Raw genomic sequence first — 16,310 nt, forward strand, 5'->3', positions numbered from 1 at the left:
CTGCAATCGCTCGATTACAAAGCATTTGTGTCAGGGAGTTTTATGTATTCGGGTGTGCAAATGGCACAGTATAGAGCAACTCCTATTAACAAGGGGGAAGGGAAGAATACCCTTATCTCGGGACTGTATGAGGCATGGACGTCGTTACGGGCGTACAGGGAGGTATTCCTAGCGCGCCCCCGAGAGGAGGGTATTCTTTGCTTCCGACCCGGTAGTAACTTCATTCTAAATGACTCACTATTGAAAAATTTTCGGCCCAAGCGAAACGAGAGCTTCGGGGGAGTTAGCTTTCAATAAAAATGGCACCTCTAACAGACGATTGAAATCCGGAAATATTATTTCGTAACATTTTCTAGCAAGCCAAAATAATTGAGAGAAGTCCGCTTTTCTATTTTAATGGATTTTTAATCGGCTTTTGGCTGAATAGACGCCCCCTTAACGCTATTTTTTCTGTTTCTCCGTCCATTGATCTACCCCCCTTGTAAATAGTTTATTTGGGTTAGATTCCTGCCGACAAAGGTGAGGGGAAATAACTTCTTGACCCACGCTAAACCGCGGACTTTTACTTGGCGAATCAGCCCAATGGTTTTCCCCAACCGACCGAAACCCTCCTCAATTCGCTTGGGTACCTTCATGCTCGCTTGATACCCGCTGTGCCGATTCGTGCGTCCGTCAATGGCGGAGCCACCGCGGCGCTTGGTATTTTGAGCCACATGCGGAATTACACTGATGGTGTTTGTCAACGAAGTTGTCACGATAATCGTCCCGCACCATTTCTCTTATTGCGTTCTCCGCTTGCGTCTATCAATTAGTCTCTAACCAATTTCGCACTTATTTCTTTTTGATGTGACCGCCCTAAAAGCACCACCCTAATATCGACTGGACCTGCAGTGGCAAAACCGCTGCTAACCCATCCCGCGGGTGATGCCGGGTATAACGGCAATCTGCATTGGGGAATCACTGACTGTTGGCAGATTCCGGCATAAGCGGGAGTGTCGTCCTGCGCCCGGCCTGACAACGGTACTGTTTGCAATCCGCTGTTGTTTACACAGCCCACTGGCAATAGAGAGGTGTGTAATGCATAGCCAACCTTCGCTGCAAAAAAACCGGTCTTTACTGCAAGGCTATCGATCGCTCCGACAGAAATGTCGGTCTTCCCGGCTGAAAAACTCATCCCTGGTCGCAGCCCTGCTGCTGATCGGATCGATGGTTCTGAGCCCGCTGGTATCCGCTATCGACTATTCCAATCCCTATCTGCGCCACGGCGCCAGGCAGGCCCACTCGACCTATGGAGGCCATATGTGGTTTCGGCCCCATGTATCGGGCGCGTCCCGGATTGTGATCGACCTCAGTGATCAGATGGCTTATTTTTACAAGGGCAGGCGCCTGGCAGGCATGTCTCCAGTCTCCACCGGCAAAGCCGGTTTCAGGACACCCACAGGCAACTTCCGTATTTCCGAGAAAAAATACAGCCACCGCTCCAACCTGTACGGGCACTATATAAGCCGCCGTGGCTACGTGATGCGCAGCAACGTCGATGTGCGCCGCCACCGCAGACCCCGGGGTTCTGTTTTTCGCGGCGCCTCCATGGACTATATGATGCGCATTAACGGCCCCGTCACCATGCATGCCGGTCGGGTACCGGGCTATCCGGACTCCCACGGCTGTATTCGCCTGCCCTGGCATATGGCGAAGGTTTTCTATCGCCATGCCAGAGTCGGTACTCGGGTTTCCGTTGTCCGTTAGGCTTAGGTGGTTATCAGCCCGGCAAACTGTGTGGCTGACAGATAGGTAATCCGGCGCGTAAGCCGGACCGGCCAATCACTGTCAATACTGCTAAAAGGCGCGGACCATATGGTCCGCCTTTTTTATGGTGGATGTTATTGGGGAGCGAGATCTTCGCTGCGTGCCCGTTGCACGGCGCCCGGGCGGGTAAAGTAATCGTGGGCCGCACGGTTGACATGCTTTGCCAGCAACAGTGTAGATAGCATTGTGGGAATGGCCATTACGGCATACATGCCGATAATGATACTGTTTACCGCACTCAGGGAGGCCACCGCACCGAGCACAATCAGCATCAAATACAGCGCTGTGTACAGGTTCTGCCAGCGCCCGCGAAACAAAAATACATAGCACTTCATACCGTAATACCAGCAAGTGACAATAGTACTGAAGGCCAGGGGCAGCACCATCAGCAGCAGCAGGATGGGGCCGGACTGGCCGAAAACCTGTGCAAATGCCTGGGCGGTCAGGGTTACACCAGCCACCCCTTCGCCCTGCTGCCAGACCCCGGTGAGCAAAATCACCAGAGCCGTGCAGGTACACACCACCAGGGTGTCCACGATGGGCCCCAGCATGGCGACAACCCCCTCGCGAACCGGTTCCCGGGTTTTGGCCGCGCCGTGGGCCAGTGACTCGGTGCCGATCCCCGCTTCATTGGAGAAGGCACCCCGGCTCACGCCGATGGTAATCACTGTGCCCAGGGCACCGCCCGCAACTGCCTGGCCACTAAAGGCATCGCTGAAAATCAGGGCAAAAGCCGTTGGCACCTGCTCCCAGAAGCTGGCGATCACAATCAGGGTCAACGCCAGGTAAAACAACACCATGCCGGGCACTATATGCACTGAGAATTTACCGATGCGCTGTATACGCCCGGCAATTACAAAGGCAGAGGCGATAGCCAGCAAAAGGCCGATGGCAAAATCGAATACCAACGATCCGCCCGGCGCGATCCAGCCCAGGGGCTCGGCAAATGACTCGCGCAACAGCTGGGTAGTCTGGTTGGACTGGAATACCGGCAACATACCGCACAACCCCGCCAGCGCGAATAGCACGCCCAAGGGCATCCAGCGCCGGCCCAGTCCTTCGCGGATGACATACATGGGCCCCCCCTGCAATTCACCATGCGCATCACGGCCGCGGAACATCACTGCCAGGGTGGCGGTATAGAATTTGGTCGCCACCCCCACCAGGGCGGTGGCCCACATCCAGAAAATAGCGCCAGGTCCGCCCATGGTAATGGCAATCGCCACACCGGCAATATTGCCAAGCCCAAGAGTGCCGGAGAGCGCAGTGGACAGGGCCTGGCTATGGGAAACCTGGCCGGGATCACCGGGATCGTCGTAGCGGCCACTCAGCAACCCAATACTGTGGCCCAGGTGCCGGTAAGGGCGGCCACGGGAATACACCAGCAGGGCCAGGCCACCGCCGAGCAGGAGTCCCAATAGTGGCGGGCCCCAGACAAAACTGGCAAAGGCCTGCAAGGCAGAATCGAGCGCATTGAAAAAAGACATAGGGTGTAGTTGGGTATCTTGGTTCAAGGCAGTCTATGTAGATCTGTGTCTCCCTGTCAAAAAACCCCGGTTATGTAAAAACGCCGGCGAACAAAAACAGCGCGGCCAAGGAGCTCGCTGCTGTTTAGTGGACTCCTGAAACAGGGGCAATCCGCAGCCGTTGCGCCCGTATTTTCCAAGGGGAAAATGACACAAGTCACGAAAAACCCACTTGAATGCCTACTTGACCAGTCTTTTCAGTTCGCAGTACTTATCTCCAGCACCTTCGTCACTGGCTGTGGCTCCCGTACAAAAAATACAGACAGAGCCGCGAGCAGCATGCTCACACCGGCCAACACGATGATATAAATCGCCTGGTTCTGAAACACTGTTTTCAGGACCAGGCCGGCAACCAGCGCAGAGACAATTTGTGGTGCGGCGATGGTGAAATTAAAGATACCCATATAAACACCGGTTTTACTGGCCGGCAGGGAGTCGGAGAGGATCGCATAGGGCATAGCCAGGATTGCTGCCCAGGCAATACCCACCCCCGCCATTGGCAATAGCAGGCCGAGGGCTCCGCTGGGCACCGTGACCTGAGTGATAAGCAGGTCCACCTGCGTGGGTGCGCCACCCTGGCATAACAGGAAGCCGATATAGCCCAGGCCCCCCAATGCCAGGGACAAAGAATAAGTCAGCTTGCGCCCCAGGGTCTGCGCCACCCGGGTCAAAATCAGGGAAAAGAGGGCGGCAAACAGTGAATAAGCGGCGAAGATAATCCCTACCCAGTCACCGGCTGCCCCTTTCGCCGCAGCGATATGTGCGGGGATCTCACCAACCGTTTTCAGATAACCGGGATCGAACCACTTAGCCTCGACACCCCACACATGCTGGGTAATGGCTGGCATGGTGTAGACCCACATGATAAACAGGGCAAACCAGGAGAAGAACTGCACCAGGGCCAATTGCCGCATGGTACGCGGCATCCTGATCAGGAGCTGGCAAAAGCCCCCCAGGCGCTGCCCCAAGGACCGCCGCTGCTCCCCTTCCTGTTGCAGTTGCCCGGCATCAATACCCTTGTAGGCGTTATACTGGCTCGGCGGGTACTCTCTGGTACGCACTACTGTCCAGAGCACACTGCCGAGCAGTACCGTAGCGCCGATATAGAAGGCCCAGATAACCGAGGGCGCCACTGCACCGCCACGCGAAGTGTTTTCCAGGCCGATCACATTGGTCAGAATAAAGGGCAGCATAGAGCCCAGGATCGCACCGATATTGATCAACAGCGACTGGATCGAATAGCCCAGGGTGCGCTGCTGGGAAGGCACCATATCCGCCACCAGGGCCCTAAACGGCTGCATGGTGACATTGAAGGCGGCATCCATCAGCGCCAGCATCACAGCGCCGAACAGGATCGGCGCCACCAGGGCAACCACAATGCCGGCATTGGGCATAAACACCATCCCCAGCGCCGCGGCAACAGCGCCAAACAAAATATAGGGATTGCGGCGGCCAAAGCGGTTCCAGGTATGATCCGAGGCGGAGCCAACAAGCGGCTGTACTATCAACCCCATCAGCGGCGCCACTATCCAGAACAGGGACAGGGCGTGCAGGTCCGCGCCCAGATCCGAGAGTATGCGGCTGGCATTGGCGTTTTGCAGGGAAAAACCGAACTGCACCCCGAGGAAACCAAGGCTGAGATTCCACACCTGCCAGAACGGCAGGCGCGGTTGCTGAACTTGCGGCGCGCAGGCGCTGCTCGCTGATGGGGTCATAGGAATCACCGCAACTCTCGTTATGCTTATTTTGCCATTCTGGCACGAGCCCCGGGGAGATTCCCTCCCCCCCCACCGGGGAGGATGCGGGCTCCAAACAGCGCACTAGCATAGGCTTGGGCTCAGTGTACCCCCACAGGAGACTGGCACCAAAAATGACCGCTAAACCATTAACTGAAGTTCCGCTCGATGACCGCAATATTCTCACACCAGCGCTTTCTCGCCCTCGCCGCCACGCTCTGTCTGTTTATCCAGGCCCATGCCCAGGAACTAAGAAGCTATCAAGGTCACTTTGAGAGCGACAATGCGCTGACCATCCAGATCACCGATGGCGAGGTCACTCTTACCCCGGTGGGGCCCTCCGCCCTGGAAATCCACTACCGCCGCGATGGCCTGAAGCAACTGCCCTCTTTCGCCATCGCTTCCGGCAAAAAGAGTGGGCCAGAGGCAATCCTGAGCGAAGACGAGGGCAAATTCAGCTATCGCGTCGGTAGCCTGAACGCGGTCATTCACAAGTCGCCATTTCATATTGAGTACCTGCGCGGGCAAGAGCGGCTCTTAAGTGAGGAGAGCGGCTTTTTCGCCAGCGACACCCTGCGCGGATTTCGTTTTGCGCTGGCACCCGGCGAGAAACTGCTCGGTGGCGGGGAGCGGGTACTGGGCATGGACCGCCGTGGCCAGCGCCTGCCGCTGTATAACCGCGCCCACTACGGCTACACCACGGAATCCCCCCAGATGTATTTCTCCCTGCCGGCCGTGGTATCCAGCAACAAGTATCTGCTGCTGTTCGACAACACCGCCACTGGCACCCTCGACCTGGGTGCCAGTGAACAGGACATTCTGCAATTTGAAGCTGTCGCCGGGCGCACCGCCTATATCGTGGTAGCTGGCGAGACTTATCCACAGCTTGTGGAAAACTACGTGAATGTCACCGGCAGACAACCCTTGCCGCCGCGCTGGGCCCTGGGCAACTTCGCCTCGCGTTTTGGCTACCACAGTGAGGAAGAAGTGCGCGCGACTGTGGACAAATTCACCGAAGAGGACTTCCCCCTGGATGCGGTGGTGCTCGACCTCTACTGGTTCGGCGCCGACATCAAGGGCCATATGGGCAACCTGGCCTGGGACAAAAAAGCCTTCCCCGCGCCGGAAAAAATGATGGCCGAGCTGAATGAGCGGGGTATCAACACCATCCTGGTCACCGAGCCCTTTGTCCTGTCCACCTCTGCGCGCTGGCAGGAAGCGGTGGCCGGCAATGCCCTGGCGAAAAACCTGGCCGGCGGCCCCAAGCGTTTTGATTTCTATTTTGGCAATACCGGCCTCATCGATGTCTTCTCCAAAGATGGCCGCGACTGGTTCTGGAATATCTATGACGGCCTGCTGGACCAGGGGGTTTCCGGCTGGTGGGGCGATCTGGGCGAGCCGGAAGTACACCCCGCCGACACCGTACACGCTATCGGCATGGCGGATGAAATCCACAACGCCTTTGGTCACACCTGGGCACAACTGCTGTACGAGCGACAAACGGCAAAATACCCCGAGCGCCGTCCCTTTATCATGATGCGCGCCGGCTTTGCCGGCTCCCAGCGCTACGGCATGATCCCCTGGACCGGCGATGTGGCGCGGGAGTGGGGCGGCCTGCAACCGCAGGTGGAATTGGCTCTGGGCATGGGCCTGCTTGGATTCGGCTACACCCATTCGGATCTGGGTGGTTTTGCCGGCGGTGACAAATTTGACCGCGAACTCTATATCCGCTGGCTGCAATATGGCGTATTCCAGCCGGTATACCGCCCCCACGCCCAGGAACATATCGCCTCGGAGCCGGTGTTCCACGACCGCCGCACCCGCAATATCCTGCGTGAATACGTCAAACTGCGCTATCGCCTGCTGCCTTACAATTACACCCTTGCCTTCGAAAACAGCCAGACAGGCCTGCCGCTGATGCGCCCGCTGTTTTTTGAAAACGAAAGCGACTTGTCCCTGCTCGACGTTAAGCATACCTACCTGTGGGGCAATGATTTCCTGGTGGCCCCGGTTGTCGAAGCCGGTGTGGATACAGTTGCGGTGAAACTCCCCGGCGGCACCTGGTTTGATTATTGGAATGACACCCGCTATACCGGCGATCAGGCCCTGGTGCCAGTGGACCTGGAAACCATTCCGGTGCTGGTGCGGGCGGGGGCTTTTATTCCCACTATCGGGGATATCAACACCAGCCGTGACTACACCAGTAAAACCCTGACCCTGGATTACTACGCCCACAAATCCGCTCCAGCTTCCAGCAGCTATATCTATGAAGATGACGGCAAGACCGCTAACGCTTTTGCTCTGGGCAAATATGAAAAACTGCATTTTTCCGCACACAGAAATACCCGGGGCCTCAGTTTTTCCTTTAAACGCGAGGGTGGCGGCTACGCGGGGATGCCGGAATCCCGCACAATCACCCTGAAAATCCATAACTGGCAAGCGGTTCCGGCGACACTGGAAGTTGGCGGAGAAGCTCTGCCACGCCTTCTGAGTGAAAAAGCCTTTAACCAAGCGGAGCGCGGAGCCTGGTACCACAAGCGCGCACAGCAACTGCTGGTAAAATTTGATTGGCACAGGGCGCCGCTGACGTTGACGGTAAAAAATCCATAACCCGGGCAAAGGTGAATTGACCAGCAACCGAAAAAACCATTTACCCAACAGAAATCAGGGCAAGATGAAAACATCCTATTCCCCATTGATTGCCAAGCTGCTCGCCGCTGCCCTGCTGGGTGCCGCGGGCTGCGGACACAAAAGCGCTCCGGAACAGACACCCCCCACTCTGGAGGACGCTCAGGAAAAAGCGATCATCTACCAAGTGCTGCCGCGTCTTTTTGGCAACACCAATAACACCAATAAACCCTGGGGCACCATTGCAGAAAACGGCGTGGGCAAGTTTTCCGACTTTACCCCCAAAGCACTGGAGGAAATTCACGCGCTCGGCGCCACCCATATCTGGTATACCGGAGTCCTGCACCACGCCCTGGTGGGCGACTACACGACATTCGGCATCAATAATGACGACCCGGACGTGGTCAAAGGTCGTGCCGGCTCCCCCTATGCCATTAAGGATTACTACAGCGTAAACCCGGATCTCGCTGACAATCCCGCAACGCGTTTGCAGGAATTCCGCGCGCTGGTGGAGCGCAGCCACGCGGCTGGCCTCAAGGTGATGATCGATATAGTGCCCAACCACGTCGCCCGCGCCTACCAGTCTTTGCACAAGCCCCAGGGAATACGCGACTTCGGTGCCGACGACAATACCCGGGTCACCTACGCGCGCAATAACAATTTCTATTACGTGGTGGGCAAAGATTTCCGCGTGCCGGTTGCCGAAAACGGCTACCGACCCCTCAATGGCGAAACCAATCCCCTTGTGGACGGACTGTTTTCAGAAAGCCCGGCCAAGTGGACCGGCAACGGTGCGCGCAGCGCACAACCTGCGTTTGACGACTGGTACGAGACGGTCAAGATCAATTTTGGCGTGCGCCCGGACGGCAGCACGCATTTTCCCGAGCTGCCGGCAGAATATGCCGGGCGCGACTACCGTGCCCACGCCCAGTTCTGGACGGGCCAGGAAGTGCCGGACACCTGGAAAAAGTTCCGCGATATCGCCCACTACTGGCTGGATTTTGGCGTGGACGGATTCCGCTACGATATGGCCGGCATGGTGCCAGTAGAATTCTGGAGCTACCTGAACACCTCGATTAAAATGCGCAAACCCGACGCCCTGTTGCTTGCAGAAATCTATACCCCGGCGCGCTACCGCGATTACCTGTACCTGGGCAAAATGGATTTTCTCTACGATAAAGTCGGCACCTACGATGCCATCCGCGCAGTCTTGCAGGGAACGGGCAGCACCGACAAGATCGCGGAAATCCAAGCGGACCTGCAGGACATCTCCGCCCATCTGCTGCGCTTTATGGAGAACCATGATGAACAGCGTATCGCCAGCGGGAGATTTGCCGATAGCGCCGAAGCGGGCAAACCGGCCATGCTGGTTTCCACCACCCTCTCCCCCGCCCCCACATTAGTCTATTTCGGTCAGGAACTGGGGGAACCGGCAAGCGGCGATGCAGGCTTCGGCAAGGCCAGCCGCACCACCATTTTTGATTACTGGTCGATCCCCAGTGTGCGCCGCTGGAACAATAACGGCAATTTCGATACAGCGCAGCTCACAGATGCGGAAAGGGCACTGCGGACTTTCTACCAGCGCCTTCTGAACTTCTCCACCGCCAGCAGCGCCCTGCGCGGACAGTATGCGGACCTGCACGGCTACAACCGCGCACACAGCCCCGGCTATGGCGACAAACAATTTGCCTTTGCGCGATGGCACGGTGGGGAGAAACTGCTGGTGGTGGCCAACTTCGGCGATACGGCTGCAACGTTCGGTTTGCAGATTCCAGAAGCACTGCTGCAACAGTGGCACTTGAGTCAGGGCCATTATCGCCTGCTGGGCCAGATTAGCGGCCGGAGTGTAGACTTGTTTGTCGGGGAAAAGACGGGGCTTATCGCCCTGGAGCTAGCGCCCTATGAGAGCCATATTTTCCAATTGGAGAATGGGAAAGTAGAGGCAGTCAACCCGACGCTATAACCGGGTTGATTGAGCAAGCATCACTGATCCATTCACTCGGGCGGGAAAACCGCAGTGATGTTTGGATCAGCCCCGGAGCAAACTGCGCCTAAAGCGCAACAAGGCGGTAAGTCATACTCTGGTCATTCACCCGCACCCGGTAGTTGCCGCGCACATTGGTATCGATATCCGCCCCATTTCGATCCAGAATACCATCACGCTCATTATCCCCGTAATTCTCGCTCCAATCCGCCCTGATATCGAATTTAAAGCGCTGCAGGGGCCGGCCATCAAAGCGTACCTGGATCTCCCAGAGGTTATCCGCCACCAATTCCATGGCCTCGGCGCCCCAGTTATTGACTGTGCCGCGAAAGTACAGGCTGGGAAAATTCTGTCCGTAACAATCGTCACAGGGCGTGGCCATGCGGCCGGCGTAAATCGCCGCGGCGGTATTGGGCGCAACACGGAAAGTGCCGTAGCCATTGCCATCCACAGCAATCACGGCGCCGCTGCACGCGCTCTCGCCCGTAAGTACGTTGCAGTAGTGCCCTGCGGGCAGGCCGGTATAGAGAGTCTCATGCAGAGCCCCGCCCTCATTATTGATCACCACATAGCCCTTGTTGCCGCGGCCAAAGGCAATCTGGTTATTGCCGTTATCCCACCAGTTGTTCATGCCGGTGCCATGCACATCATTGCGAAACCCCACCATATTGGCAATATTGCCCCAGCGGTGCTGGCACACCCACGCGCCATTGTTACAGTGGTTGGGGCCATTGCCGGGGGGGCCGGCATCGGTATCGGTAAAGTGATAGCCGGACATCACCTTCGGATAGCCATAGGGGTGCGCCAGCATGAAGACGTTGGCCAGATTGTACCTGGCGCCGTCGCGATAGGTGAGGTTACCGCCACCACCGTGGCCGCGCTCCCGGTCGTGATTATCGATAAAGTTCACCGCATCGCCGGAGGGCAACAGCCCCCAGCTTTCACCAATACTGGCCAGATATTTGATTTGCCCGTTGAAGTTGCCGGCCACATCGGTACCGTATTGAAACTCGGTTACACGACCGAGGAAGGTATAATTGACCGGTTGGATTTCAGTGGCCTCCCCCACCGCACCGATCACTTCGGAGAAAATCCAGGGATTGCCAGCCTGGCTCAGTATGGTCTCTAGATCACCGGGGGACATATGCTTGACCGCATCCACGCGGAAGCCGTCCACACCCAGGTCTCTCAGCTTCGTCAGGTAGGCCGCCAGTTGGCCCTGCACATAGCTGGAACCGGTATTCAGGTCCGGCAGGCCGCTCAGGCGACAATGCCACACCGTATTGGCATCGCTGTAGTTATCGATGGGGCAATCTGGGTGGTAGTCCCAGAAGGAAAACTCCGGGTGATCCAGCAGGGCCCAAGGGGTCCCGCCCCAACCGATGCCCCCACCGTTCCAGGCCGCAGTGTGGTTGATCACTACATCCGCATACACTTTCACCCCCGCCCCGTGGCAGCGACTGATCATGCTCTGCAGTGCCTCCGCGGTGCCACTGCGGCTGGCCAGCCTGGTGTAGGTGACCGGCTGATAGCGCGCCCACCAGGTGGAGTGGCTGATATGCTCATTGGGTGGCGAGATCTGTACCGCATCAAAACCCTTGGGCCCGAGGAAGTGCTCGCACTCCCTGGCAATATCGTTCCAAGGCCACTCGAACAGGTGTACAAAGGCGGTACCAGCGCTGGTGTGGGGAGCGGACAGGGTGCCGAATACCAGCCCCGCACCAACCAGCCAGCTTTTCAGGGGCGTCTTATTTTGCATTTTTATTTTTCTATTTTCTTATCTTTCACTGTTACCCTTTATAGCTGAGAAAGAACCGGTTTGCCTGGCATACCCCTTTTGATATCCTGCGCCATATCAGGCTTTCCAGCAATTACGCACCACTGCAGCAGCAATCCGGCAGGGCCAAATCCAGGCATTGGATGGCTTGTCTAAACAAGAGGGTCACTATGGCCATTGCCAAAGAAATTGAACAGGGGCAAGCGGTTTATTCCAAAGCGGTTCTGAGGCTATATGATCTTTGGGTCTTGGGCTTATCCAATCGCTTTATCTGGCAGTGCCCTACGCCCTTTCTTCTGGCGCATTTCAACAAGCATATTAGTTCAAATCACCTGGATGTAGGGGTCGGCACCGGTTATTTCCTGAACAAATGCCGCTTCCCCTCCAATGAGGCCAGGCTGGGGTTAATGGATTTAAACCAGAACAGCCTGGAGGTTGCTAGTACCCGCGTTGCACGGTACAGGCCACTCCAGTTTCACTGTAACGTGCTTGATGAAATCAACATTGCAACTGGCAAGTTTGATACCATTTCCCTGAATTACTTGTTCCACTGCCTGCCCGGAAAGCTGACAGAAAAACTCTCTGCTCTGGACCATGTCTGTACCCTACTTTCAGATTCCGGCGCCGTATTCGGCTCTACGATCCTATCGAAGGGAGTTCACAAAAATGCCATGGCGAAAAAGCTCATGGCGATCTACAACAAGAAGGGCATCTTTTCCAACGCGGAAGATTGCAAGGGAGATCTGGAATCGTATCTTGCCAACAGGTTCAATGAACACTCCATTGAGATACGAGGCTGTGTAGCACTATTCAGTGCCAAAAATAGACGGTGAAATTTTACACACTCCCCCCTCCTGCGCTGCTTCGCGGATCAAGCCATTGAAGTCGCAATGCCGCACAGTATGGGCACTGCTGTATTTATCCATGACACATGGCGAAATAGACTTTGTAAAAAATACCAAAGCAATATCAATGGCGATATTATATTTTAATTGGAATAAAGCCTATGAGAAAGTTAGTGAGCTCAGGGTCTCACTTGGAAAATACAATTGGTTTTTCACGTGCCTGTAAAATTGGTAATCAAATTGCTGTTGCTGGTACAGCGCCATTAGAAAATGGAAAAACAGTATTTATTGGTGATCTTTATAAGCAAACCAGATACTGTCTGAATCTTTCCATAAAAGCAATTGAAGAAGCTGGAGGCTCTGCGCAGGATATCATCAGAACAAGGATTATGCTCACAGATATTCAAGCCTGGGAGCAGGCAGCAGCTGCTCACGGTGAGCTGTTTTCTGATATAAGACCGGCCTGTACTTTTGTAGAGGTCAAAGGCTTTATCAATCCCGAATGGCTGGTAGAAACAGAAATTGACGCTGTTGTGGCTGAGGTATAATCTGGTGAAGGAGGGCCTAACCTCAACTTTATCCAGAGAACAGATACCGCAAGCGCAGCCTGGTCAGCCAGGGCTTGAGCACATGAGGACAGGCAGAAAAGCCAATAAAATAATATTGAATCTTCCGAATTTAAAATCAGGAAAACGCCATGCAGTTGGAGTTACTGGGCTATGCGGTGGCAATCGCATTGCCAATATATGGGCTATACCGAGGGTACAAGACGCGGCAGCTCAAATTTATCGAACAATTCGAATTCCATCCGGCTATCGGGCGCAAAGTACAAGAGCGTTACCCACACCTTACAAAAAGGGATCTCGATCAGGTGCTCAAGGGGCTACGAAATTATTTTTATATTTGCAATCAAGCCGGTAAGCGCATAGTGGCGATGCCATCGCAGGTAGTAGATGTTGCCTGGCATGAGTTCATCCTCTTTACCCGCGCCTATAAATAGTTCTGTCGCAAGGCTCAGGGCCGTTTCCTGCACCATACCCCTGCTGAAGGGATGCACACACAGATACTGGCTCAGGAGGGTATCAAGCGCGCCTGGCGCCTAGCCTGCGCCAAGGGAAATATCAATCCCAAAAAACCCAACCGATTACCCCTGCTATTCGCACTCGACGAACGGCTAAAGATTAAGGACGGCTTCACCTACGACATCAACTGTGGCAGCGCTAAATCACGAGCTGACGGCAACGGCTATTGCGCGGGGGATATCGGTTGCACTGGCGGATGCGTCGGATCATTCGGCGCGCCGGGATCAGGTGGTAACTTCTTCGACAGTACTGGTGGAGATAGCGGAACCTGCAGCGGTGGCTGTGGAGGAGACTAACAGGTTGTCTGCCTAGAGCAAGGGTGATCGATTCTATTAAAGCCTACCGAGATACTGTCATTTAATGATTGTGACTGAGTCATTGCTTGGTCACATTTTTTAGTTGGCACTCTTGTGCAAGATAAAGTCACCTGTTGACTCTCGGCAATTAAATATAGTACACGTACCAATTTGCATCCTAAAAATTAGCACGTACAATACCAACTGCTTTTATCAATATAACAGCGATCAACGTCCAGCTTTAAGTAAAATAACGAGGATTGATTCGTGTAATTACCCCGGGAGGCTAAATTCGCATCTGGTATAATACTGCCCAGTATTCCAACCATCATGTATGGAGGCATAACCCTGCCGAGCATTCTTCCTCACGGTGTACTGGCTTAAGTATCAAGGGCGTTGATTTGGATGAAATGCAGTTTGCGCGCTGGACATGCGCATGCCGACGCTTTGGCAATACCACCCTTAGTAATCTAAGTTTTGATTGATTCTGCCAAGTTATCTTATTCCATGAAGTGACTGACACAAGCAAATACATCCATAGCAGCAGTTTCAGTTTCTGACGGCTTCTTCGGAGTCGCATTTTTCCAGAATTTCGTTAGCTGATTTATTTCGGTGCTCTCGGTTTATTATTTTCAGCACTTCTGACAGGTATAGGCTATTGAAAAATTTACGTAAAACTGACTTCCACACCCAATCAAGCAAGATGCTATTTCATTTAGTCGGCACCACTCTTTTATTATTTACCCAGGAAAGTACCCAACTCTTCATAGCGCGGGATTTTATATCAAAGAAACAGCGGCTTTTAAACGCCTTGTAAAGTCAAAGAAACATAAGCCTGCAATCATGAATTTCTGCCACTTGCCGGCACTCTGAAATAGCAATCAATTTATATATCCTAGGTGGACCATGAAGGGTGAGAAAGATATAAAAAAACTCCTGGCATCGATGTCCCCACAACTCGCGGAAGATGAGTTTGTGTTCTGTACTTTCCAACGTTCGCAATACGGGGATCATACGGATTTAGCACCTGTAGCTGCAATTAAAGAATCTGAGGGGTTGACACTGATTATCCCCAAGTACAAGGCAGATGAAAAGGGCCTTAGCTATGCATCTTTATTTAAGAAAATCACATTAAATGTTCATTCGAGTCTTGATGTTATTGGGTTAACCGCAGCATTTTCAATGAAGCTGACTGAGCACGGTATCAGTGCCAATGTAGTTGCCGGCTATTACCATGACCATATTTTTATCCAAAGTGCATTGGCAAAAAAAGCAATGAGAGCGCTCAGTGAATTTGTACAATGATCAAAATAAGTACGCCTCTATGTTATTAGATTCAACAACATACTGGCATCCACTCCAAACTGATCATGGACATATAGCTGAGTATATATCGAGATACAACGACAGTAGAATTTTTTCTCTCTCATCAATTGTCGAATTATGAATACGGAGTGTCGCACGCATGAAAGAATATATGATAATTTTAGTGGCTTTGTTGTCTGGCTGCACTGCAAATATCACTGCAAGTTCTTTTATTTATCAAGATAAAACAATCGAGAAACATATCGATTTAAATAAAATTTCCATAAATTTAAAAAGCCACTCTCCGCCAATTAACTTATCCGGGGTTACTCTTACAACACAAGATGGTGCACTTCTGAAAGGCATTAAGCTATTACACAAAGATGCACGAATCAACATCGTGTTTTTTAGCGGTAATGGAATGAAAATCAACAAATCTCATGATATTTTAAATCATTTTGCTTTATTGTCCGCTAATATAGTTTGGTTTGATTATCGTGGGGTAGGCGCTAGTGAAGGAATGAATAAATTAACTATACTAAATTTACAGAAGGATGCCCTAAGTGTTTTTGATTTTGCTAATGTGGAGCTTCCCCAGGGAATCCCCATAGCCGTTCATGGGTTATCAATGGGATCTTTGCTCGCAAGCTACGTAGCTTATGAGCGAGAGCTTGATGCCCTAATTCTTGATAGCGCAATAAGCTCTTTACCTGAACTGGTTAATAACTTGGTGCCAGGCTGGGCCAAATTATTTTATACTGTGAAACTATCAAAAGAACTTAAAGAAATTAACAATATTGATCTAATTAAAAACTATAAAAATCCTTTGCTATTTTTAGTTGGAGAAAATGATTCCATTACCCCTATGGAATTTTCACAACAATTATACGATGTATCTGGCAGCCCAATAAAGAGGCTAATCTTCATAGAAAATACCAATCATGGGAAAACAATGAAAAAAGATGAAGCCGTCAAAGGTTATAAGCAATTTATTGAAAAGTTAACCTGTTGCGAAAGTGGATGATCGTATCAAGCAAAGTATCAGCCCTTTTATCTATGCCAAGATATGTGCTGGACTGCAAGTTTTAGCTCACAAGCACACCTTCAGTATTCTTTTAACAACTCCTCATTGGATTATTCTTAGCATCAAATGGAATTTTATACCCAAACTTGTGACAGCGTTATCCTAAATAGGGCTGTGACTGCTGCTTCCCATATCACGAACTATTTGATTTTGAGTCCAACTTTTTAGCTACATTAAATGTATTACAAAATTTTGACTAGAGGAGTACTCTGATGATATTAACGATCCCATACGACTGGCA

The 16,310-nt window shown here is 52.9% G+C and carries 12 protein-coding genes and 1 pseudogene; 9 read left to right on the forward strand and 4 right to left on the reverse strand.

The features are described 5' to 3' along the window. Positions 1–568 precede the first annotated feature (568 nt). Positions 569–734 (reverse strand): annotated as a pseudogene (locus tag ACL7TT_RS07815) (IS5/IS1182 family transposase); the annotation flags it as partial. A gap of 343 nt (positions 735–1,077) precedes the next feature. Here ACL7TT_RS07815 and ACL7TT_RS07820 point away from each other — a divergent pair. Beyond that, positions 1,078–1,746 carry a L,D-transpeptidase family protein gene (locus ACL7TT_RS07820; RefSeq protein WP_413394460.1) on the forward strand — a complete coding sequence of 223 codons (669 nt, stop codon included), beginning with the start codon at positions 1,078–1,080 and terminating at the stop codon, positions 1,744–1,746. Between the two features lie 134 nt (positions 1,747–1,880). Here the strand turns inward: ACL7TT_RS07820 and ACL7TT_RS07825 are convergent, their stop codons facing one another. Beyond that, on the reverse strand, positions 1,881–3,293 hold the full coding sequence (locus ACL7TT_RS07825; RefSeq protein WP_299947828.1) for an alanine/glycine:cation symporter family protein: 1,413 nt from the start codon (positions 3,291–3,293) through the stop codon (positions 1,881–1,883). Positions 3,294–3,529: 236 nt separating this feature from the next. Then, positions 3,530–5,047, reverse strand: coding sequence for an MFS transporter (locus ACL7TT_RS07830; RefSeq protein WP_413394462.1), 1,518 nt, complete (start codon positions 5,045–5,047; stop codon positions 3,530–3,532). A 189-nt stretch (positions 5,048–5,236) separates the two neighbouring features. On the opposite strand from ACL7TT_RS07830, the gene ACL7TT_RS07835 reads away from it, so the two are divergent. After that, positions 5,237–7,678, forward strand: a complete 2,442-nt coding sequence (locus ACL7TT_RS07835; RefSeq protein WP_413394464.1) for a glycoside hydrolase family 31 protein — start codon at positions 5,237–5,239, stop codon at positions 7,676–7,678. A gap of 64 nt (positions 7,679–7,742) precedes the next feature. Then, entirely contained in the window at positions 7,743–9,659 is a 1,917-nt protein-coding gene (locus tag ACL7TT_RS07840; protein WP_413394466.1) for an alpha-amylase family glycosyl hydrolase, read from the forward strand. An 88-nt stretch (positions 9,660–9,747) separates the two neighbouring features. On the opposite strand, the gene ACL7TT_RS07845 is transcribed toward ACL7TT_RS07840, so the two are convergent. Further along, positions 9,748–11,439 carry an alpha amylase C-terminal domain-containing protein gene (locus tag ACL7TT_RS07845; RefSeq protein ID WP_413394468.1) on the reverse strand — a complete coding sequence of 564 codons (1,692 nt, stop codon included), beginning with the start codon at positions 11,437–11,439 and terminating at the stop codon, positions 9,748–9,750. Between the two features lie 188 nt (positions 11,440–11,627). Here ACL7TT_RS07845 and ACL7TT_RS07850 point away from each other — a divergent pair, with 188 nt between their 5' ends. From ACL7TT_RS07850 to ACL7TT_RS07875, 6 genes are all read left to right on the forward strand, one after another. After that, positions 11,628–12,290 carry a class I SAM-dependent methyltransferase gene (locus ACL7TT_RS07850; RefSeq protein ID WP_413394470.1) on the forward strand — a complete coding sequence of 221 codons (663 nt, stop codon included), beginning with the start codon at positions 11,628–11,630 and terminating at the stop codon, positions 12,288–12,290. 173 nt (positions 12,291–12,463) lie between these two features. Further along, positions 12,464–12,850 (forward strand): RidA family protein, encoded by a 387-nt coding sequence (locus ACL7TT_RS07855; protein WP_413394472.1) that lies wholly within the window; start codon positions 12,464–12,466, stop codon positions 12,848–12,850. A 149-nt stretch (positions 12,851–12,999) separates the two neighbouring features. Continuing rightward, entirely contained in the window at positions 13,000–13,302 is a 303-nt protein-coding gene (locus ACL7TT_RS07860) for a glycine-rich domain-containing protein (protein ID WP_413394474.1), read from the forward strand. 51 nt (positions 13,303–13,353) lie between these two features. Next, complete coding sequence (locus tag ACL7TT_RS07865) at positions 13,354–13,680, forward strand: hypothetical protein (protein ID WP_413394476.1); 327 nt, start codon at positions 13,354–13,356, stop codon at positions 13,678–13,680. A 906-nt stretch (positions 13,681–14,586) separates the two neighbouring features. After that, the gene (locus ACL7TT_RS07870) at positions 14,587–14,985 is read left to right on the forward strand and encodes an ACT domain-containing protein (protein WP_413394478.1); all 399 of its coding nucleotides are present in this window, start codon (positions 14,587–14,589) and stop codon (positions 14,983–14,985) included. A gap of 160 nt (positions 14,986–15,145) precedes the next feature. Further along, positions 15,146–16,009 carry an alpha/beta hydrolase gene (locus ACL7TT_RS07875; protein WP_413394480.1) on the forward strand — a complete coding sequence of 288 codons (864 nt, stop codon included), beginning with the start codon at positions 15,146–15,148 and terminating at the stop codon, positions 16,007–16,009. Positions 16,010–16,310: the final 301 nt, after the last annotated feature.

It is taken from the genome of Microbulbifer jejuensis (assembly GCF_047289955.1).
In the GTDB taxonomy this organism is placed as follows: Bacteria; Pseudomonadota; Gammaproteobacteria; order Pseudomonadales; family Cellvibrionaceae; genus Microbulbifer.